The organism is Brachybacterium phenoliresistens (assembly GCF_039530785.1).
Classification (GTDB): Bacteria; Actinomycetota; Actinomycetes; order Actinomycetales; family Dermabacteraceae; genus Brachybacterium; species Brachybacterium phenoliresistens.
In genome coordinates, this window is sequence record NZ_BAAAOW010000005.1 from 162126 (window position 1) to 182497 (window position 20372).

A 20372-nucleotide genomic window follows, 5' to 3' on the forward strand; every position below is an offset into this window, starting at 1 on the left:
CGCAGTCCCGGCAGCCCAGGCCAGGCCAGGTCAGGTCAGGTCAGGTCAGGTCAGGTCAGGTGGGCAGGCTCGCCCGGACGCGGAACGTGCCCGCCCCGGGGCCGATGTCGACCTGCCCGCCCACGTCGCGCACCCGGCGGCGGATGCCGGTGATCCCGAAGCCGTCTCGGACCTCGCCCGCGCCGTCCAGGGCGTTGGTCACCTCGAGCTCGACGGCGCCGTCGGCATAGGCCACGCGCACGTCGGCGCGGCGCTCGGAGGCGTGCTTGACGACGTTGGTCAGGGATTCCTGCACGATCCGGTAGGCGGCGACGTCGACCGCCGGCGGCACGGCCCGCCGGGTCCCCGCGATCTCGAGGTCCACGGCGATGCCGGCCTCCCGCATGCGGGCGCAGAGGTCCGCCACCCGGTCCAGGCCCGGGGTGGGCGCGTGGGCGGCGTCGTCGCCCGGCTCGCCCTCGGGCGCGATCGCGGCGAGGGTGGCGCGCAGCTCGGCGAGGGCATCGGCGCTGGCCCGGCTGATGGCCTCGAGGGCCACGTGCGCCTGCTCGGGCCGGCGGTCGCGCACGTGCAGGGCGATGTCGGCATGCATCTGGATCGCCGCCAGCCCGTGGCCGACGACGTCGTGGACCTCGGAGGCCAGACGCAGCCGCTCGGCGTCCAGGGCGCGGCGCTCGGCCTCGGCCTGCTGGCGTCGGGACGCCTCGCGCACCAGGCGCCGGGCGAGCCCGATGCTGAAGGGCACCACCACCCAGGCCGAGCCGGGCAGCACCGCGACCAGCCCGTCCACCGGCGAGGAGCTCACCAGCACATGGGCGAGCAGCAGCAGGATCCCGGCCCCGGCGGCGATCGCCGCCTGCGGCAGCCGGACGTGCCGGCCCAGGCCGTACGAGGTGACGACCACCGGCAGCAGGATGGGCCCGTACGGGTTGCTCGCCAGGAGATAGGAGGACGTCGCGAGGACGGCGAGCGCGAAGGCGGGCAGCGGCCAGCGGCGGATCGCCACCGCGAGGACCGCCAGCCCGGCCAGGACGAACGCCTCGGCCCCGACCGTGGCGCCGGCCGGGCCGTCGGGCGGCATCGGCCCTCCCTCCCACTGCCCGGGCGGGCCCCATCGGCCGGTCCAGCGCAGCGATCCCATCACCAGCACGCCGATGGCCAGGGCCAGCGCCACGTCGCGCAGGCGCGGCAGGGGCGGGCGAGATGTCATGACCACGATCCTCCTCGCCGGGGGCGGCCGGTGCGCCGCCCTCGGAGCGTACGTCGGGATACGTCCGCGAGCGTATGCGCCGCCGATGCCGCCCCGCGGATACTGAGGGTCCGTTCCCGGAAGGAGCCGGTCATGTCCACGACCACCACGCCGACGATGCCGACGACGCGCCCCGCGCGCCGCGCCGTCCCCCGCCTCGGCGCCCGCACCCGCAAGGCGGTGCTGAGCGTGCATCTCGCGGCGATGGGGACGTGGCTGGGCATGGACGTCGTCCTGGGGATCCTGGTGGCGACGGCGCTGCGTGCCGATGGCCCGACATCGGCCGTGATGGCCCGGGCGATCGGCGTCTTCGTCGGTCTGCCGCTCGTCGCGGCGGCGGTCGCGACGCTGGTCAGCGGGATCGTGCTGGGGCTGGGGTCGAAGTACGGGCTGCTGCGCTACTGGTGGGTGGGCGTGAAGCTGGTGCTGACGGTGGTCCTCACGGTGCTCGTGATCGTGGTGCTGGTGCCCTCGGTGGCGGAGCTCGCCGCGGCCGCCGCGGCATCGCAGGAGGCCGGCGGCGCCGGATCGGCGCGCTTCGTGTTCGACCGGCAGCTGATCTACCCGCCGGTCGTCTCCACCGCGGCGCTGCTGTTCGCGGCGGCGATCTCGGTGATCAAGCCCTGGGGGCGCCGCGGCCGGGAGCGGGGCGGGCGATGATCCGCGTGCTGCTGGTCGACGACCAGGACCTGGTGCGGATCGGCCTGCGCACCCTGCTGGAGACCGAGGACGGCTTCGAGGTCGTCGGGGAGGCGGCCGATGGCCTGGCCGCGGTCGAGGAGGCCGCGCGGGCCCGCCCCGATGTGGTCCTCATGGACATCCGCATGCCCGGGATCGACGGGCTCGAGGCGACGCGCCGCATCGTCGCCCGCCCGGAGCTGGCGGCGGTGCGGGTGATCGTGCTGACCACCTTCGAGCGGGACGAGTACGTCTTCGAGGCGCTGCGCGCGGGAGCCTCCGGGTTCCTGCTCAAGGACACCCCGCCGCCGCGGCTGCTCGAGGCGATCCGCACCGTGGTCGACGGCGGGGCGCTGCTGGCCCCCAGCGTCACCCGCACCCTGATCGCCGAGTTCGTCGCCGAGCAGCGGCGCCCCGTCTCCCCGCACCCGCAGCTGGACCAGCTCACGGCCCGGGAGGCCGAGGTGGTGGGCCTGGTCGCGCAGGGACTGACCAACCAGGAGATCGCCGATCGCCTGGTGCTGAGCCCGGCGACCGCCCGCACCCACGTCAGCCGGGCCATGATCAAGCTGGGCGCCCGCGACCGCGCGCAGCTGGTGGTGTTCGCCTACCAGTCCGGGCTGGCCTGAGACCGGCTCAGCAGGCCTCGTACCGGTATCCCGGCTCCGCGGGCGCGACCAGCTCGCGGTCGCGCAGGATCGTCATCGGCGCCCGATCGGCCCGGGCGCACACCTGCGCGAAGGTCAGGCCCGCCTCGGCGAGGCTGTCCGGGTACTCCACCTGGAGCACCTGGTCGCCGTACACGTCGGTGTACGCGGCGCATTCGTCGTAGGCGCCGCACTCCTCGACCACGGCGAGGTCGAAGCCGAGCTCCCCCTGGGCGCGGCCGGAGAGCTCCGCCGCGTTCTTCTGGCCGATGGCCAGCCCCTCCTCGTGCGCGATCCCGACGTACGAGGCGGCGAGCGCGAGCGCGCCGTCCTGGTCGATCTGCGGGAAGCGGGCGGCCGTGTCCAGGTTGTCGATCTCGACGGCGTCGTAGCCGGCGTCAGCGCAGCCGCGGATCTCGGGGCCGATGATCTCGAGGATCCGGTCCCGCTGCGCGGGGCTCGAGGGATCCAGGATCATCTCGTCGGGCCAGTCGGGATCGTGCACCGGGGCGCCCGCGTCGTCGTGCAGCAGGGTCTCGGGCCGCTCCTGCCACAGCGCGGCCTGATCGGGCTGGGTCTGGAAGCCGTTGACGTAGCAGATGCTGTAGGCGCCGGGCAGGGGCGGCTCGCCCGCATCGCGCACCACCACGTCGATCCGCTCCGGCCCGCCGCCCGGGCCCGGGTCGTAGGCACCGCCCAGCTGGTAGTCGAAGACCCCGTGGGAGGGCAGGGCCCGCAGGCCAGCGCCCTCGGGGTCGAGGGCGGGCGCGTCGTTCGCCCCGCAGGCGGCGAGCACCAGGACGGCGCCCGCGGCGAGGAGGCGCAGGGCTCGGATCACCCGGCCCACGATATCCGCGGCCCTCGCCGCCGGCGGTCCCGGCCCGCTGCCGCGGCCTCGCGCCGGGAGGACGCATGCCCGTCGGCGCAGGCCCTCGGCGTAGATTGACGCCCTGACCCGGTCTCCAGGAGGTGCCCGTGCCCTGTCGCGAACGCGATCCCCACGACGTCCGCCCCGTCGTGCTCCGCCGCGGGACGGGGCTGCCGTGGGCCTGATCCTCCTGGGCGCCCTCGCCGCCGTGATCATCGGCCTCGTGGGGACCCGGTACTACGCCGGGCTGGCCAAGCGCCGCGGCTGGGCGCAGTTCATCCGCGTCGACGGGCCGGAGAGCCACCAGAGCAAGCGCGGCACCCCGCAGATGGGCGGCATCGCCATCATCGGCGCGACCCTCGCCGCCTACGCGATCGCCCATCTGGCGACCTGGAACGCGCCGACGATCTCCGGCCTGCTGGTGCTGTTCCTCATGGTGGGCGTCGGGTTCATCGGCTTCCTCGACGACTGGACGAAGATCCGCCGGGAGCGGTCCCTGGGGCTGCGCTCCGGGCAGAAGCTGCTGGGCCAGGCGCTGGTGGCGGTCGTCTTCGCGCTGCTGGCGACCCGCTTCGCGCGCGACGGCACCACCCCGGCGAGCTTCCGGATCTCGGTGGTGCGGGACACCGCGATCGACCTCGCCTTCGCGGGCGCGATCCTGGGCACGATCCTGCTGGTGGCCTGGGTGGTCCTCATGATCACCGCGGCCAGCAACGGCGTGAACCTGGCCGACGGCCTGGACGGGCAGGCCGCCGGCGCCTGCGCCATGGCCCTGGTCGCCTACACGATGATCGGGATATGGCAGTCCCTGCAGAGCTGCCGCGCCGCCGTGGTGCCCGGCTGCTACGAGGTGCGCGACCCGCTGGACCTCGCCCTGGTGGCGGCGTGCATGGCCGGGGCGTGCATCGGCTTCCTGTGGTGGAACACGCCGCCGGCGATCCTGTTCATGGGCGACACCGGCTCGCTGGGCCTGGGCGGGGCGCTCGCGGGGCTGGCGATCCTCAGCCGCACCGAGCTGCTGCTGATCCTGCTGGGCGGGCTGTTCGTCTTCGAGGTCGTCACCGTGATCCTGCAGGTGGGCATCTTCAAGCTCACCAAGCGCGCCGGCGGCGGCGTGGGCCGGCGGCTGTTCCTCATGACGCCCATCCATCACCACTTCGAGAAGCTCGGCTGGAACCAGGTGACGGTCTCCATCCGGTTCTGGATCATCGCGGCCGTCTGCGTCGGCGCGGGGATGGGGCTCTTCTACGGGGAATGGGTGCTGGTCGCGACCTGAGGCTGAGGCCGCGCTCAGACCCCGCGCACCAGCTCCCGCAGCAGGGCGGACTCGCCCTCGGGGCCCCGCCGCTCCAGGGCGGTGCGCAGCGCCTCGGCCGCCTGCTCGTGCGCGCCGATGCGCCCCAGCAGCTCCGCCCGGATCACATGGAACGGCCGATGCTCGTCGAGCTCCGCCCCGAGCGTCTCGAGCTGGGCGAGGGCCGCCGCGGCGCCGCGCGCCTCGCCGAGGGCGACGATCCGCCCCAGCCGCACGATGGCCGTCGGCCAGTGCCCCAGCAGCGCGTCGTACAGCGCGACCACCTCCTCCCAGTCGACGTCCTCATGCCGCGCGGGGACCGCGACGGCGGCGGCGATCGCGCCCTGCAGCAGGTAGGGGCCGCGCCCGCCGCCGGCGAGCGCCTCGATCACGAGGGCGTCGGCCCGCTCGACGAGGCCGCGGTCCCAGGCCCCGCGATCCTGCTGGGCCAGGGCGACGGGGCGGCCGCGCGCGTCATGACGGGTGGCGGCGCGGGCCTTCAGCAGCAGGGCCTGGGCGAGCAGGCCCTGCACCTCGGGGTGCCGGGGCCGCAGCGCGGCGAGGACCTCCAGGATCCGCATCGCGGCGTCGAGCACGTCCTCGCCGCCGGCCCTCTCCCCCGTGGCCAGGAGCACGGAGACCACGTCCAGGACGTCGACCAGGCGGGCGTCGATCTCCCCCGCGCCCGGCACCCGGCAGGGGATGCGGCTGAGCACGATGCGCTTCTTGGCCCGGGTCAGGCGGGCGGCCATGGCGGTCTCGCCGACGAGGAACGCGGCGGCGATCTGCGCGGTGGTCAGGCCGCCGACCAGGCGGAGGGTGAGCGCGACCCGGGCCTCGGGCGCGAGCGCCGGGTGCGCGGCGAGGAAGATCAGCCGCAGCTGCTCGTCGCGCACCACCGCGCGCTCCTCGTCGGCGATCCGCGCAGGGCGGGCCGCATCCCCCTCCGCCGGCGCGTCCCGCTGCGTCTCCGCGTCCCCCTCCGTCTCCGCCGACGGGGCCGTCTCGTCCCAGACCAGCAGGGGCAGCTTCCGGCGCAGGGTCTCGCCGCGGCGCAGGGCGTCCAGGGCGCGGCGCCGCGCCGTCGTGGCGAGCCAGCCGCCGGGGCTGCCGGGGACGCCGTCCTCCCGCCAGGCGCTGAGGGCCTGGACGAAGGCCTCCTGCACGCAGTCCTCGGCCAGGTCGAGGTCCCGGGTCAGGCCCGCGGTCGCGGCGAGCACGGAGCCCCAGTGCTCGCGGTGCGCGGCGGCGACCGCGGCGGCGACCTCCGCGTCGCGCGCCGCAGCGGCGGCACCGCGAGGGGAGCCGCCGCTGCCCGGCGTGCCGGGTCGGCGTGCGCCGGGACCGCTCACGCCGGGGCGTCCTCGGCGGTGCCGGGGCCGTCCTCGCCGGGCATCGGCCGGATCTCGACCCCGCCGCCCTGGTGCAGGATGGGGTTGCGGCGCGCGATCGCGACGGCGGCGTCGAGGTCGGGGACCTCGAGGACGTAGAACCCGACAATCACCTCGTTGACCTCGACGAACGGCCCGTCCACGAGGCTGTCGGCGCGGATCGAGGTGGTGGCGTCGTGGTCCTCGAGCGGGCTTCCGAAGATCATCACCCCCTCCTCGAGCATCTCGCGGGCGTAGGCGTCGTGCTCGGCGAGCTGCGCCGCGAGGGTCTCGGGATCGACCTCGGGAGCATCGGACGGCTTGTACAGGAACACGGTGTAGCGGGCCATGGGATTCCTCCTCCTGAGGGACGGCGTCTCTCGCCGTCCTCATCATGCTGTCGCACGGGCCGGCGCGGATCGACACATCGCCTCGGGGCGATCCTCCCGGGCCGGGCGGGGCCGTCGGGGCCGATCGGGGAACGACACCCGCTGACTGCGAACCATTCCCGTTAAGGTGGGTGCCGGCCCATCCGACCGACCCGCCCGATCCGACCCGTCCGGTCCCGTCCCGTCCCGTCCCGTCCCATCCCGTCCCGACCCGACCCGACCCGAGAGGATCCGATGCCCGCCGCATCCGACGTCCCCACCGTGCCCGTGATCGCCCTGACCGGGTTCCTCGGGGCGGGCAAGACGACCGTCCTCAACTCGCTGCTGCGCGCCCCGGGCGCCCGGTTCGGCGTGGTGATCAACGACTTCGGCGCCATCAACGTCGACGCGGCCCTGGTCACCGGCCAGGTCGACGAGGCGGCCTCGATCGCCGGCGGATGCGTGTGCTGCCTGCCCGACCACGGCGGCCTGGACGAGGCGCTCGAGAAGCTCTCGGACCCGCGGCTGGGTCTGGACGCGATCATCGTCGAGGCCAGCGGTGCGGCCGAGCCGCTGGCGGTCGCGCGGCTGATCCGCTTCACCTCCGCCGAGCGCACCCGGCCCGGCGGGATCATCGAGGTCGTCGACGCCACCCACTACTTCGAGACGGTCGACGTGCGCGGGGCCGACGGCCGCCCGGGCCGGCCCCCGGTCCGCTTCGAGGCGGCCTCGCTGGTGGTCGTCACCAAGACCGCCCTGCTCCCCGCCTCGGAGCGCGAGAGCACCCTCGCCGCGATCACCGAACGCGTCCGCGCCCGCAACCCGCAGGTCAGCGTGGTCGAGGCGCCGCACGGCAGCATCGATGCGGCGCTCGTGGCCGATGTGGCCCGCGACGAGGACCCGGAGGGCCAGCTGCCGCTGGCGGCCATCACCCGCCAGGAGCGGGCCGAGCACGAGGCGGAGCACCATCACGAGCACGCCGAGGCGGTGACTGTCGCCGCCGCGGAGCCGGTCGACCCGGGACGGGTGCTGGACCTGTTCGAGGACCCGCCGGCGGGCGTCTACCGCATGAAGGGCGTCATCGAGGTGGCGAGCGGATCGCGCACGCGCCGCCACGTGCTGAACCTGGTGGGCCGGCACGTGCACGTCACCCCCGCCCCGGCCGCGGCCGACGCCTCGACGCCGGGACTGGTCGCGATCGGGCTGCACCTGGATGCGGCCGATGTCCGCGCACGCCTGGAGCGGGCGCTCGCGGCGCCCGAGGGCTCGGTCGCGCCCGGAGTGCGACGCCTCCACCGGTACCGGCGTCTGAGCGAGTGACGGCCCGGCGCCCCGCGCCCCGACGGCGACGGGCCCGGGTCGAAGACGGGCCGGCTCGGCAAGGGACCGGTTCGGCGACGGGCCGGGTCGGGGCCGGATCGTTATGCCCTCGCCATCGTCAGGGGTGATGTCCGGTCATACCCTGAAGTATGGACTCCGATGCCGCCCCCGCCCGGCCCGCCTCGCTGCGCCGCACGGTCATCGCCGCCACGCTCACGTTCGTGCTCGGCCTGGCCCTGGGCGGCGCCGGGGTCGCCGGCTGGCTGCGGAAGGACGCGGGCCCCTGGGGGCCGGGCATCGCCTGCACGGCCATCGGCGCGGACGACGGCGTCTTCGTCCGCTTCTCCGAGGAGGCCGCCGGCGATGCCACCACGGCGACGCTGCGGGTGAGCGACGGCACCCAGCAGGTGGTCCGCGTCCAGCAGCTCGGCGAGCAGGCCTGGAGCGAGGACGGCACCGCGTTCACCAGCGTCATCGTCGCCCCCATGGGGATGCGCTCGCTGACCTCCGTCGAGCTCGTCTTCACCGGGCCCTCCGGGGAGCGGACCGTCGCGGCCGAGGAGCTCGGGGCGCCCGTGACCAACAGCCCCAACGGCGAGGAGTGCGAGCCGCACGCCCTGCAGTCCTCGTTCCGGGTCGAGGACGGCGCCCTGGTCCGCGCCGACAGCTGACCGCCGCGCCTCAGGCCGCTCCCGCGCCGGCGCCCCACCGGGCCGCGAAGGCGCGGCGCCGCTGCTCCTGCTCGATCGGGTCGGGCACGGGCAGCGAGGCGATGAGCCGGCGCGTGTAGTCGTGCGCGGGCCGCTGGAGCACATCGGGCCCGTGGCCGTCCTCGACGAGCTCGCCGCGCAGCAGCACGCCGATGCGATGGGCGAGCGAGTCCACCACCGCGAGGTCGTGGCTGATGAACAGCGCGGCGAAGCCCTTGCGCGCCTGCAGCTCCCGGAACAGCTCCAGGACCGTGGCCTGCACGGACACGTCCAGGGCGCTGGTGGGCTCATCGGCGATCAGCAGCTCGGGCTCGAGCACGAGGGCCCGCGCGAGGGACACCCGCTGGCGCTGCCCGCCGGAGAGCTCGTGCGGGTAGCGACCGGCGTACGCGCCGGGCAGCTCGACGGAGTCCAGCAGCTCGCGCACCCGGCGGGACCTCTCGGCCGCGCCGATGCTGCGCTCGTGCACGATCAGCGGCTCGGCGATGCACTCCTCGATGGTCAGGTGCGGGTTGAAGGACGTCGCCGGGTCCTGGAACACGAAGCCGATGCGCCGGCGCACGGGCTTGAAGTCCCGCTCCCGCACCCCGCGCATCTCGTGGCCCAGCACCTGCAGGCTGCCGTCGGTGGTCCGCTCGAGCCCGGCGATCGCCCGGCCGATGGTGGTCTTGCCCGATCCCGACTCCCCCACCAGCCCGTACACCTCGCCGGCGCGGATGGTGAGGTCCACGCCCTTGACCGCGCGGAACGCCGCCCGGCCCAGCCGCCCGGGGTACTCGACGACGAGGCCGCGGGCCTCGACCACCGGCTCGGCCTCCTCGATCGCCTGCTGCTGGGCGGGCTCCAGGGCGGTCCAGGCGCTGCGGCGGCCCAGGTGCGGGACGGCCGCCAGGAGCGTGCGGGTGTACTCCTCGCGCGGGGAGGCGAACAGCTCGCGCACCCCGGCGCGCTCGATGACGCGCCCGCGGTACATCACCGCGACGGAGTCGGCGAGATCGGCGACGACGCCCATGTTGTGGGTGATGACGATGATCGAGGTGCCGAAGCGGTCGCGGACGTCCCGCAGCAGGTCCAGGATCTCGGCCTGCACGGTGACGTCCAGGGCGGTCGTCGGCTCGTCGGCGACGATCAGCTCCGCCCCGAGGGCCAGGGCCATCGCGATCATGATGCGCTGCTTCTGCCCGCCGGAGAACTCGTGGGGGAAGCGGTCGATGCGCTCGGCGGCGTCGGGGATGCCGACGGCCTCGAGGGCCTCGACGCTGCGCCTCCGGATCTCCTTCCGGCTCAGGCCCTTCTCGTGGGCGCGCAGCCCCTCCCCGATCTGCCACCAGATGGGGAAGACGGGATTCATCGCGCTGGAGGGCTCCTGGAAGATCATGGAGACGTCCTCGCCGCGCAGCGCCCGCAGACGCGCTCCCGACAGGCCCACCACGTCGGTGCCGGAGACCAGCACCGCGCCGGAGGCATCGGCCGTCTCCGGCAGCAGGCCCAGGATGGAGCGGGCGGTGACGGACTTGCCGGAGCCGGACTCGCCGACGATCGCGAGGATCTCCCCGGGGGCGACCTCGAGGCTCACCCCGGCGACGGCGTGGACGTCCCCGCCGTCGGTCGCGAAGTGGACGTCGAGGTCGCGGATCGCCAGCCGCGGATCGGCCGCGGGATCGGCGGCCGATGGGCCCGCCGGCTGCGCGGCCGACGGGCCCGCCGGCTGCGGGGGCGAAGAGGCCGGCCGGTCCTCGGGGGTCGGGGTGCTCTGCGGGGTCATGAGGCCGCCTTCCGGGCCGCCGCGGCGGGGCGCGGTCGGCGGGCGCGGCGGGTGCGCAGCCGCGGGTCGTTGAGGTCGTTGACGGATTCGCCGACCAGCGTCACGCCGAGCACGGCGAGCACGATGGCCAGCCCCGGGAACAGGCCCGTCCACCAGATGCCGCTCGTGGCGTCGGACATGGCGCGGTTGAGGTCGTAGCCCCATTCGGCGGCGCTGGTCGGCTCGATGCCGAAGCCGAGGAAGCCCAGCGCGGCGAGGGTGAGGATCGCCTCGGAGCTGTTGAGCGTGAAGATCAGCGGCAGGGTGCGGGTGGCATTGCGCAGCAGGTGCGTGCCCATGATGCGGCCGTGCCCGGTGCCGACGACCTTCGCGGCCTCGACGAAGGGCTCGGCCTTCAGCCGCACCACCTCGGCGCGGATCACCCGGAAGTACTGCGGCACGAACACGACGGTGATCGACAGCGCCGCGGCGAGGATGCCTCCCCAGGCGTTGGACTGCCCGCCGGAGATCACGATCGCCATGACGATGGCCAGCAGCAGGGACGGGAAGGCGTAGATGGCATCGGCCAGCATCACCAGCACGCGGTCCAGCCATCCGCCGACGTACCCGGACACCAGGCCGAGCGCCACGCCGAGGAACAGACTGGCCACGACCGCGCAGGCCATGACGGCGACGGCGGTGCGCGTGCCCCACAGGACGCGGGAGAGCACGTCGAAGCCGGTGACCGTGGTCCCCAGCGGGTGCGCGGCCGAGGGGGCGCCCTGGGTGGGGAAGGCGGCGCCGTCCGCGGAGGTCTGCGCGAAGCCGTAGGGGGCGATGATCGGCACCAGCAGCGCTGTCAGCAGCAGGCCCAGCACCAGCACGAGGCCGGTCACGAGCATGCCGCGCTGCAGGCCGACGCTGCGCCGCAGGTGGCTGATCACGGGCAGGCGCAGGTACCAGGGCGCGTGCGACCGGGCGGCGACGATCGCGGACTCCGCGGCGACGGCGGCATCGGCCGCGGGACCCGCGGCATCGCCGGACCCGCCGGGGCCGGCGGGCGGTTCAGGGGTGGAGATGGTCATGTCAGTACCTCACCCTCGGGTCGATGAGGGCCGCGATCACGTCGACCAGGAAGTTGGAGACGGCGACGATCACCGCGAGCATCATGACGATGCCCTGCACGGCGACGTAGTCACGGGCGGTCATGTACTGGGCAAGCATGTAGCCCAGGCCCTTCCATTCGAAGGTGGTCTCGGTCAGCACCGCGCCGCCGAGCATCATGGCGATCTGCATGCCCATCACCGTGACGATGGGGATCAGCGCCGGGCGCAGGGCGTGGCGGGTGGTCAGCCGCGACTCGGCGACGCCGCGGGAGCGGGCGGAGTCGACGTACGGCATCTCCAGGGTGCCGATCATGTTCGTGCGCACCAGGCGCAGGAAGATCCCGCCGGTGAGGATGCCGAGCGCCACGGCCGGCAGCACCGCATGGCTGACCACGTCGACGATCAGGTCCCATCGGCCCAGGCGCAGGGCGTCCAGCAGGTAGAACGGGGTCGGGTTGAGGATGCTGCCCATGGTCAGCTCGCCGCGGCTGGAGATGCGGCCGGCCACCGGCAGCCAGCCCAGGCCCACCGAGAAGACGAGCTTGAGCAGCAGGCCGACGAAGAACACGGGGGTCGCGTAGCCGAGGATCGCGAGGATCCGCAGCGCCGCATCGGGCGCGCGGTCGCGGGTGCGAGCGGCGATCATCCCCAGCGGCACGCCGATCGCCAGCGCGACGATCACGGCGTAGAGCACGAGCTCCGCGGTGGCGCCGCCGTAGTCGGTGAGGATCTGCGCGACGGGGGTGCGGTCGGTGTACGTGGTCCCGAAGTCCCCGCGCACCACCCCGCCGAGGTAGTCGAGGTACTGGATGATCAGCGGCCGGTCGTAGCCGGCCTCGGCGCGGCGCTGCGCGAGCTGGTCGGGGGTCAGGCGCCCGCCGAGCGCGGCGGTGATCGGGTCGCCGGTGATCCGCATGAGGAAGAAGACGACCGTCATGAGGATCAGCACGGTCGGGATGATCAGCAGGAAGCGCACGAGCACGTAGCGGCCCAGCCCGCCGCCCCCGCCGCGGGCGCGCCGCGCGGCGGGGGCAGGGGCCGTGCCGGAGGATCCGGCCGGGGCGCCCGCCCCGTCGGATGCCTGCGTGGTCGTCGCCCGGTCGGCGCCGCTCACTTCGCCAGCGGGGCGAGGCGGAACTTGAACGAGGAGTCGAGGGTGACGCCCTGGACCTCCGTCGTGGACACGGCGATCTGCGCGCCCTGCAGCAGCGGCAGGGTGGAGACGTCGGCGGCCACGAGGTCCTGGATCTGCACGAACAGGGCCTCGCGCTCGGCGGCGTCCTCGGTGCCGCGCTGCTGGGCGATCAGCGCCTGCACCTCCGGGTTGTCGTAGTGGTTGACCAGGAAGTTGTCCTTGATGAAGAACGGGGAGAGGTAGTTGTCGGCGTCGGAGTAGTCCGGGAACCAGCCCAGCTGGTAGGCGGGGTAGACGTCGGCGGTGCGGTCCTCGGAGTACTGGACCCATTCGGTGGACTGCAGGTCCACGGTGAACAGGCCGTCGGCCTCGAGCTGCGCCTTGACCGCGGCGTACTCGTCGCCGGAGGAGGCGCCGTAGTGGTCGGGGTTGTACTGCAGGCTGAGGGCCACGGGGATCGTCACCCCGGCCGCCTCGAGGCGGCCGCGGGCCTTGGCCGCGTCCGGCTTGCCGGAGCCGTCGCCGTACATGTCCTGGAACTGGGTGCCGGAGCCCGGCAACCCGTCGGGGATGTACGAGTACAGCGGCGTGTACGTGTCCTTGTAGACGTCGGAGGCGATGGCGGCGCGGTCGATGAGGTCCGCCGCGGCCTGGCGGATGGCCTGGGCCTTCTTCGGATCCGGGTCCTCGGTCTTGGTGCCGTGGGGCATGGTGTCGAAGTTGAAGACGATGTACCGGATCTCGCCGCCGGGGCCCTCGTGCACCGTGAGGGAGTCCTCGCCCTGCAGGGACTCGATGTCCGTCGCGGACAGCGAGCGCCACACGCAGTCGATGTTGCCCTGCTGGATGTCCAGCTTCATGTTGTTCTGGTCGGCGTAGTAGGTCATGGTCACGTTCGGCGTGGCCGGGGTGCCGAACAGTCCCTTGTACCCCTCGAACGCCTGGTAGGAGACCAGTTCGTTGAGCTTCCAGCTGGCGATCGCGTAGGGGCCGCTGAAGGCGTCCGCGGCGACGATCTCGTCATCGGGCAGCACGGCGTCGGCGGGGAACACCTCGGAGTCGACGATGGGGCCGGCCGGGCTGGACAGGATGTACGGGAAGGTCTGGTCGTTGGGCTCCTTGAGATGGAACTCGACGGTCAGCTCGTCGACGACGGTGACGGAGTCGAGGTTCGCCAGCAGGCTGGAGGGGCCGTTGGGATCGGCGATCGCGAGCTGGCGGTCGAAGGTGTGCTTGACGTCCTCGCTGGTCAGCGCGTGACCGTTGGCGAAGGTCAGGCCCTCCTGCAGGGTCACGGTGTAGACGTCGGGGCTGGTGAACTCGGCCGATGCCGCGAGGTCGGGCTCGGGCACGCCGTCGGTCGAGCCGACCTTCGTGTTCAGCAGGTAGCCGTAGACCTGGGTCCACACCGTCGAGGAGCCGTTGTCGTAGGCGGCCGCGGGGTCCAGGGCGGTCACCTTGTCGGTGGTGCCGACGGACAGCGCGGCGCCGCCTCCGCCGTCGCTGCCCTCGCCTCCGGTGTCCGAGGTCTGCGCGCAGGCGGTCAGCAGGACCGGGATCCCGGCCAGGGACAGCAGGACGGTCCGGCGTCGAGGAGTGAGGGCGTCGAACATGGGGAACCTCCAGGTGGGGCGGGCGGCCCACGGGTGGCGGGCAGGCGGCAGGGGAAGCAGGTCCGGTGTGATCTGCATCGCCGCAGGGGTGCCATGGAAACTAGCACCGCGTCCCACCATGCGGTCGCCGGAGGGCCCGGAACCCGGACGACTTTGCCGAACCGTTACCCGCGGGGCGTGACCCAGCCCACTCGCATCGTTGCCTGCGGGCCGCCGGGACGGGAACAATCGTCGGACCTCTATTCCGGGAGATCCATGGTCACCGCCGACCCGTCCATCCGATCCGCCGAGCGCTTCCGCCTGCGCTCCCGCTACCCGCGCACCATCGGCCGCAACGCCCGTCTGGGCAGCCACGGCGACGCCCCCGCCTCCGAGATCCTCGTGCTGCGCACTGCCGACGGCCGGACCGGGTGGGGCCTGGTCGAGGGCGCCCCCGGGGACGCGTCGCGCCTGGTGGGCAGGCCCCTGTCGGAGCTGATCAGCCCCGATTCCGGGGTGCTGGACCCTGTCGAGCGCTGGGCCGATGTCGCCCTGCACGACCTGCTGGGCGTCGTGGCCGATGCTCCCGTGCACGCCCTGCTCGGCGGCCATGGTCCGCTCGTCCCCGCCGGCCCCGCCGGCCTGGACGGCTCGGGGTCGCCGGCCGCGCCGGGGTCACCCGCCTCCCCCGGGTCCCCCGCGGTCCCCGTCTACGACGGCGCGCTGTACTTCGACGACCTCGACCCCGATGCCTCGCCCCGCGGCATCGACGTGATCCTCGCGCAGTGCCGGGCCGATGCGGCCGCCGGGTTCACCGGCTTCAAGCTGAAGATCGGCCGCGGCCACCGGTGGATGCCCCGCGAGGCCGGGGACCGCCGCGACGTGGAGGTCACCCGCGCGGTGCGCGAGGCCTTCCCGGACGCCCGGATCCTCGTGGACGCGAACGACGGCTACGACCTGGCCGGCTTCCTGCGCTACCTGGAGGCCGTCGCCGATGTCGACCTGTACTGGGTCGAGGAGCCGTTCCTGGACGATGCCGCGGATCTCGCGGCCCTGCGCGCCTGGCTCGATGCGCACTGCCCCGCCACCCGCATCGCCGAGGGAGAGTTCTCCCCCGACGTCGCCGCGCTGATGCCGATCGCCGCCGCCGGGCACATCGACGTCCTGCTCATGGACGTGCTGTCCTTCGGCATCACCGCCTGGCGGCAGCTGATGCCCGAGGTGATCGCCGCCGGCGCCCATGCCTCCCCGCACGCCTGGGGCGAGCCGCTGAAGACCGTCTACGCCGCCCACCTCGCCGCAGGGCTCGGCGGTGTCGAGATCGTCGAGGGCGTCCCCGGCACCGTCGACGGCGTCGACCCGGCCCTGCTGCGCCCCGTCGACGGCATGCTCCACCTCAGCGACCGCCCCGGCTTCGGCATCCCGCTGCCCGGGGAGGAGCATCTGCTGCCGAGCCGGTGAGGGGACGGTCGCGCTTGGCGGGGCCTCTCATCGCACGAGCCTGGCCAGGTTCCAGGCCATGACGATGGTCAAGAGTGCGAAGAGGAACACGGAGATCCAGTCCTCGACGGTGGCTGACGGCTCGTCGATGAACGCTCCGTCCGTCACGACGACAGCGATGCCCACTGCGGTCATCCCGAGGCAGACCAGCCCGAGCAGCACCACGATGACCGCTCCGAGCACGCTCAGGACGACGAAGGGGACGCGCAGCGCTGCCCTGTCCCTCACGCCGGTCACCTCACGCACGCATTGCCACAGGTCACGCACGAGCGACGCCGGCTTCACCGCCTGCATCGCCGGTGCATCCGTGTCGCCGTCGAGGATCGCGATGACCTGCGGAGGGATCCCGACCATCGCCGCCATCGACGCCATCGGGTCACGGTCCTCCTCGGGTCGGATCACGGGACGGCCAAGGGCGTCGGAATCGGTCGCGGGCGCGAGAGTACGGACGATCGTCGCCGCCAGATCCTCACGGTGCCGAGGATCGCCCTCCTCGACGCTCCGCCACCCGGTATCCCAGTCGATCGCGGTGGTCTCGACGTCTCGAACCCAGGGAGCCCAGCCCTCCCGTTCGGGGCGGTGATCCCGTCGCAGGAGATCGATCCCGGCGGCCGAGCCGCTCCCGCGCCAGAGATGGACCACGGGCGCCTCCCCGGTGGAGCGGCTCTCGGCCAGCATCTCGCCGAGAGCTCTCCCCTCGATCTCCGCGCACTGCATCGCGAGCGTCCCGTCGAGATCTGCGACGCGAAGGGGATGCCCGTCGCGGGCGAGCAGCCGGAGGGCCATCCGGAGCTCCTCCGAACCATCGCGGATCAGCACCACGGATCGCCCGGCCCACCTGCGATCCCATGCCGGAAGGTCGACGATCCGATCGAGCCCCTCGATCAGCTCCTCCTCATCCAGGACCTCCCTCAGCAGCGCCTCGACCGGGCCGTGCTCCGCAGGCTGCCCGAAGGCCCGGGCCACGGCGTTCGCCACCGCGCTCCGACGCGCCGCGTCCTGCTCCTCGTCGCCCAGCTCGGTCTCGTCCTCGCACCAGTCCGGGCACCAGGACCACGAGGTCGTGCCCTCGGCGGTGCGCACCTCCAGCACGATCCGGCCCTCGGACTCGTCGATGAGGACCGCGTCGCCGAGTCCCGCGAGGGCATCGGCGTCCCCCGTCCGCACCGCAGTCCATCCGGCGGGCGAGGTGGGGCCCGCTTCGCCCCGGCCCATCGGGCGGAGGGCGGCCAGGGCATCGGCCTGGGCGGCGCGGAGGAGCACGAGCATGCGCTCACAGTAGAGTTCCCCGGCTCCGCCCGCCGTCCTTTCTCGTCGCGCCCCGATACGGTGGACTCCATGGCGATGACGCTCTCCCCCACCAAGACCTCCGACCTCTCCGTGACCTCGAAGGTCGGGCAGATCAACCAGCGGCTGAAGGGGTGGGAGGCGGTGCGCTGGGTCGACGGCCGGCCGCAGGTCACCGATGTGCTGCGCGCGGAGATCGACCGGCTCGGCGGGATCGGTGCGCTGTACGGGGTGCTGCGCGCGGATCCGTGGTCGGCCGTCCGCTGGGGCACGGGCATCCCGCCCGAGCGCAGCGCCGAGGCGTACGCCGCGGTCCAGGAGTGCGTCACCTCCCGCGGCGACGGGCTGCCGGTGCTGTTCGTGGAGGAGGCGCCGCATGGGCTGATGGCCCTCGGCGGGACGACGCTTCCGGTGAACCTGGCGCTCGGCGCCGGCATGGACGCCGACCTCGCCCGCGAGCTGGGCGCGGCGGTCGCCGCCGAGGCCCGCGAGCGCGGCACCCATCTGCTGCTGGTCTCCGGGCTGGACGTGCTGCGCGATGCCCGCTGGGGCCGGTCCGAGGAGTGCTTCAGCGAGGACCCGGCGATCGCGGCCCTGCTGGTCGAGGCGACGGTGCAGGGCATGCAGGGCGCCAGCCCCGGGGAGCGGATCGATGCCCGGCACGTCGCCGTGGTCGCCAAGCACCTGGCCGGTCAGGGCGCCGGGATCGGCGGGCGCAACGGCTCGGGGGCGCCCATCGGCCGCCGCGAGCTGGGCGAGATCCACCTGCGCCCCGCCTTCGCGGCCGCCCGCGCCGGGGTCGCCGGGTTCATGTCCGCCTACAACGACGTCGACGGCGTGCCGTGCACGGGCAGCCGGGAGCTGCTCACGGGGACGCTGCGCGAGGACTGGGGCTGGGACGGGATCGTCATGTCCGACGGCGGGGCGATCGACCGCCTCACCCTCGCCACCGGCGGCGGGCTCGAGGGCGCGGCGGCCCTCGCCCTCGGCGCCGGCGTGGACCTCAGCCTCTGGGACCAGGCCTACCTGCACGTGGCCTCGGCGATCGAGAAGGGCCTGGTCGATGCGGCGGCCCTGGATCTCGCGGTCTCGCGCGTGCTCGCCCTCAAGCGGCGGCTGGGCCTGCTGCCCGGCGAGGACGGGACCGAGCAGCCGGATTCGGCCGATGCGTCGGCCGGGGCCGCGGCACCGGCCGGGGCCGATGTTCCGGACGGGGCCGATGTCCCGGGCATGGCCGATGCGCCGGCCGGGGACGACGAGCGCGCCTGGCCCTCCCCTGCGGCCCGCGAGACGATCGCCCTGGCCGAGCGGGCCGCCCGGCAGGCGGTGGTCGTGCTCGAGGACGGCGGGCTGCTGCCGCTGAGCGCGCGGAAGGTCGCGGTGGTCGGCCCCAACGCCGACGACCTCGACGCGCAGCTGGGCGACTACACCCCGCCGCGCCCGCCGCAGGACCCGGCCGCGTCCACGGTCCGCTCGGCGCTGATCGAGCGCCTGGGGGCCCAGAACGTCACCTTCGCCCGGGGCAGCGCCCTGCGCTCCGAGCTTATGCCCGTCGAGCTCTCCCCGCACTGGAAGGACGCCGCGGATCCGATCGCCGAGGTCGCCGCGGCGATGCCGCTGACCGCGGTGACCTCGCTGACCATGAACGCCGATGCCGCGGTCGTGGTGCTCGGCGGCACCAGCCGCCGCTCCTACGAGGACGAGTTCGCCGACAACGGCGCCGTCGAGGGCCCCGCATCGGACACCACCAACGGCGAGGGCGTGGACCTCGCCTCCGTCGCGCTCCCGGAGCCGCAGCTCGCCGTCGCCCGCGCCGCCCGCGAGGCCGGCAAGCCCGTGATCGCCGTCGTCGTCGACGGCCGTCCGCGCGCGCTGACCTCGCTGCGGGAGCTGGCCGACGCGGTCGTCCTCGCCCCGTTCCCCGGCCCTACGGCCGGGCGCGCGATCGTCGATGCGCTGTACGGGGAGGGAGGGCCGCGCGGACTGCTGCCGATGACGCTCCCGGCCGGCGACGGCGCCACGCCGGTCTCCCACGACCAGCGCCTGGAGGCCGCCCGCGGCTACCTGGACCTGCGGGAGGTGCGCGGCCCTCTGCTGGGCGCCGGCATCCCGCGCGGGATCTCCTGCCGGGTCGGGTCCGCGGGCATCGCCGACCCCGCTCTCACCCCGGAGACCGCAGGCACCCCGGAAGTCGCAGGCACCCCGAAGCCCGCAGGCCTCCGGGGCGGCGAGCGTTCCCGGGGCGCGGACGGAGCCGTCCCCGTCTCCGCCGCCGCCCTCGAGGACGGACGCCCGGTGCAGGTCACAGTGCAGGTCGAGAGCGCCCGCGAGGACACCGTCTCGGTGCCGGTGGTGCTGTACGGGCGGCGCCACGAGGTCGGGATCGTCCCCCGCGCCCGCACCGTGCTGGCCGTGCGGCGCGTCGAGGTCGCCCCCGGCCGCAGCGCGGTGACCTTCGACCTCGGGGCGGACGCGCTGGGCTCCTGGGCATCCGGCCGGCCGCGGGCCGTGCCCGCCGAGATCGAGATCTGGGCCGAGCCCCAGCTCGCCCCGCCGGCCGATGCCCCGCGGATCCGGGTGACGGCATGAGCACGCCGCCGGCGCCTCCGCAGGGCCGCGCGTCCGAGCCCCGCGTGTCCGAGCCCCGCGCGACAGGTCCCGCCGGGCGCATCACCCGCCGCGCGGCCGCGGCCGGACTGCTGGCCGCCTCCCTCGCCGCCTCCACCCGCGGCGAGGAGGGCGACCCGCCCGCCGCCTCGACCAGAGATGCGTCCTCGCCCACCGCGAGCGCGACGTCCCCCGCGCCCGAGCAGGCCGCTCCTGCGGAATCCACCGCGGCGGCGACGCCGGACCACGAGCCCCGCGAGCCGGCCGAGGTCGCCATCGGCCAGACCTTCACCGACCCGGAGACGGACGACGCCCTCACCATCGTCTCCGCCCTGCGGGACGCACCCACCACGCTGCGCGCCGAGGTCGTCGCCGCGGGCGGCGAGGTCATCCTGCTGCAGGTCGCGGTCGCCCCGGGGGCCCGCAGCGTGATCGCCCTCTACCCGACCTTCTTCTCCCTCCTGGCCGATGGCACCGAGGCCGGCGCGGACCTCGCCCTCTGGGACGAGATCACCGCCTCCGGCCGCACCCCGCTGGACGCCACCGACGACGGCACTCCCGCCGAGGGATGGCTGGCCCTGGTCGCACCGCGGCGCGAGGAGACCTACCGCTGCCTCTACCTGCGCCCGGAGGCCAGCCGCGACGGGGAGGTCGTCCCCGCCTTCCGGCAGGAGATCACGATCCCCGAGGCCTGATCCCGGCCGAGCCCGCCCGCGGGCATGCCCCCTCGCGCGAACGTGCGCGGCGTCGCACGGCATCGCGCGGCGTCGGTGGGCAGGCGTAGATTCCTCCCCGGCGCCCTCCGAGCTCGAGGCGCGCCGACATGCGCACAGACCAGGGGGTTCTCCATGCCGTCCACCACCGGACCGTCCGGCTCCCCGCATCCCGGATCCGAGT

17 protein-coding genes are annotated in these 20372 nt (G+C 74.3%); 8 read left to right on the forward strand and 9 right to left on the reverse strand.

Annotated features, from left to right (window positions below):
* Positions 1 to 55: 55 nt before the first annotated feature.
* Complete coding sequence (locus ABD234_RS12495) at positions 56 to 1210, reverse strand: sensor histidine kinase (RefSeq protein ID WP_344356641.1); 1155 nt, start codon at positions 1208 to 1210, stop codon at positions 56 to 58.
* Between the two features lie 132 nt (positions 1211 to 1342).
* Between ABD234_RS12495 and ABD234_RS12500 the strand changes: the two genes are divergently transcribed.
* Together ABD234_RS12500 and ABD234_RS12505 are read left to right on the forward strand one after the other, a co-directional pair.
* Positions 1343 to 1909 (forward strand): hypothetical protein, encoded by a 567-nt coding sequence (locus tag ABD234_RS12500; RefSeq protein ID WP_344356642.1) that lies wholly within the window; start codon positions 1343 to 1345, stop codon positions 1907 to 1909.
* The gene (locus ABD234_RS12505; RefSeq protein ID WP_038370909.1) at positions 1906 to 2556 is read left to right on the forward strand and encodes a response regulator; all 651 of its coding nucleotides are present in this window, start codon (positions 1906 to 1908) and stop codon (positions 2554 to 2556) included. The genes ABD234_RS12500 and ABD234_RS12505 overlap by 4 nt, the downstream gene beginning before the upstream one ends.
* A gap of 7 nt (positions 2557 to 2563) precedes the next feature.
* Here the strand turns inward: ABD234_RS12505 and ABD234_RS12510 are convergent, their stop codons facing one another.
* Positions 2564 to 3412 (reverse strand): endo alpha-1,4 polygalactosaminidase, encoded by an 849-nt coding sequence (locus tag ABD234_RS12510; protein WP_344356645.1) that lies wholly within the window; start codon positions 3410 to 3412, stop codon positions 2564 to 2566.
* 205 nt (positions 3413 to 3617) lie between these two features.
* Here ABD234_RS12510 and mraY point away from each other — a divergent pair, with 205 nt between their 5' ends.
* Complete coding sequence (gene mraY, locus ABD234_RS12515) at positions 3618 to 4718, forward strand: phospho-N-acetylmuramoyl-pentapeptide-transferase (protein ID WP_344356647.1); 1101 nt, start codon at positions 3618 to 3620, stop codon at positions 4716 to 4718.
* A gap of 14 nt (positions 4719 to 4732) precedes the next feature.
* Here mraY and ABD234_RS12520 read toward each other — a convergent pair whose 3' ends face one another.
* Both ABD234_RS12520 and ABD234_RS12525 read right to left on the reverse strand, forming a co-directional pair.
* Entirely contained in the window at positions 4733 to 6088 is a 1356-nt protein-coding gene (locus ABD234_RS12520) for an RNA polymerase sigma factor (RefSeq protein WP_344356650.1), read from the reverse strand.
* Entirely contained in the window at positions 6085 to 6456 is a 372-nt protein-coding gene (locus tag ABD234_RS12525) for a YciI family protein (RefSeq protein ID WP_038370904.1), read from the reverse strand. The genes ABD234_RS12520 and ABD234_RS12525 overlap by 4 nt, the downstream gene beginning before the upstream one ends.
* Positions 6457 to 6729: 273 nt before the next feature.
* Between ABD234_RS12525 and ABD234_RS12530 the strand changes: the two genes are divergently transcribed.
* Positions 6730 to 7794 (forward strand): CobW family GTP-binding protein, encoded by a 1065-nt coding sequence (locus ABD234_RS12530; protein ID WP_344356653.1) that lies wholly within the window; start codon positions 6730 to 6732, stop codon positions 7792 to 7794.
* 149 nt (positions 7795 to 7943) lie between these two features.
* Positions 7944 to 8465 carry a hypothetical protein gene (locus ABD234_RS12535; protein ID WP_038370902.1) on the forward strand — a complete coding sequence of 174 codons (522 nt, stop codon included), beginning with the start codon at positions 7944 to 7946 and terminating at the stop codon, positions 8463 to 8465.
* Positions 8466 to 8475: 10 nt separating this feature from the next.
* Here ABD234_RS12535 and ABD234_RS12540 read toward each other — a convergent pair whose 3' ends face one another.
* From ABD234_RS12540 to ABD234_RS12555, 4 genes are all read right to left on the reverse strand, one after another.
* Positions 8476 to 10269: a dipeptide ABC transporter ATP-binding protein gene (locus ABD234_RS12540; protein WP_344356657.1), complete on the reverse strand. Its 1794-nt coding sequence runs from the start codon at positions 10267 to 10269 to the stop codon at positions 8476 to 8478.
* Positions 10266 to 11333 carry an ABC transporter permease gene (locus ABD234_RS12545; protein ID WP_344356659.1) on the reverse strand — a complete coding sequence of 356 codons (1068 nt, stop codon included), beginning with the start codon at positions 11331 to 11333 and terminating at the stop codon, positions 10266 to 10268. The genes ABD234_RS12540 and ABD234_RS12545 overlap by 4 nt, the downstream gene beginning before the upstream one ends.
* Position 11334: 1 nt before the next feature.
* Positions 11335 to 12348 carry an ABC transporter permease gene (locus ABD234_RS12550; RefSeq protein ID WP_344356851.1) on the reverse strand — a complete coding sequence of 338 codons (1014 nt, stop codon included), beginning with the start codon at positions 12346 to 12348 and terminating at the stop codon, positions 11335 to 11337.
* Between the two features lie 116 nt (positions 12349 to 12464).
* Entirely contained in the window at positions 12465 to 14102 is a 1638-nt protein-coding gene (locus tag ABD234_RS12555) for an ABC transporter substrate-binding protein (RefSeq protein ID WP_344356854.1), read from the reverse strand.
* A 255-nt stretch (positions 14103 to 14357) separates the two neighbouring features.
* Here ABD234_RS12555 and ABD234_RS12560 point away from each other — a divergent pair, with 255 nt between their 5' ends.
* Positions 14358 to 15542, forward strand: coding sequence for an enolase C-terminal domain-like protein (locus ABD234_RS12560; RefSeq protein WP_344356660.1), 1185 nt, complete (start codon positions 14358 to 14360; stop codon positions 15540 to 15542).
* Positions 15543 to 15569: 27 nt separating this feature from the next.
* On the opposite strand, the gene ABD234_RS12565 is transcribed toward ABD234_RS12560, so the two are convergent.
* Positions 15570 to 16559 (reverse strand): hypothetical protein, encoded by a 990-nt coding sequence (locus tag ABD234_RS12565; RefSeq protein WP_344356663.1) that lies wholly within the window; start codon positions 16557 to 16559, stop codon positions 15570 to 15572.
* A gap of 360 nt (positions 16560 to 16919) precedes the next feature.
* On the opposite strand from ABD234_RS12565, the gene ABD234_RS12570 reads away from it, so the two are divergent.
* Both ABD234_RS12570 and ABD234_RS12575 read left to right on the forward strand, forming a co-directional pair.
* On the forward strand, positions 16920 to 19457 hold the full coding sequence (locus ABD234_RS12570; RefSeq protein ID WP_344356666.1) for a glycoside hydrolase family 3 protein: 2538 nt from the start codon (positions 16920 to 16922) through the stop codon (positions 19455 to 19457).
* Positions 19454 to 20170 carry a hypothetical protein gene (locus ABD234_RS12575; RefSeq protein ID WP_344356669.1) on the forward strand — a complete coding sequence of 239 codons (717 nt, stop codon included), beginning with the start codon at positions 19454 to 19456 and terminating at the stop codon, positions 20168 to 20170. Before ABD234_RS12570 ends, ABD234_RS12575 begins: the two co-directional genes overlap by 4 nt.
* Positions 20171 to 20372 lie beyond the last annotated feature (202 nt).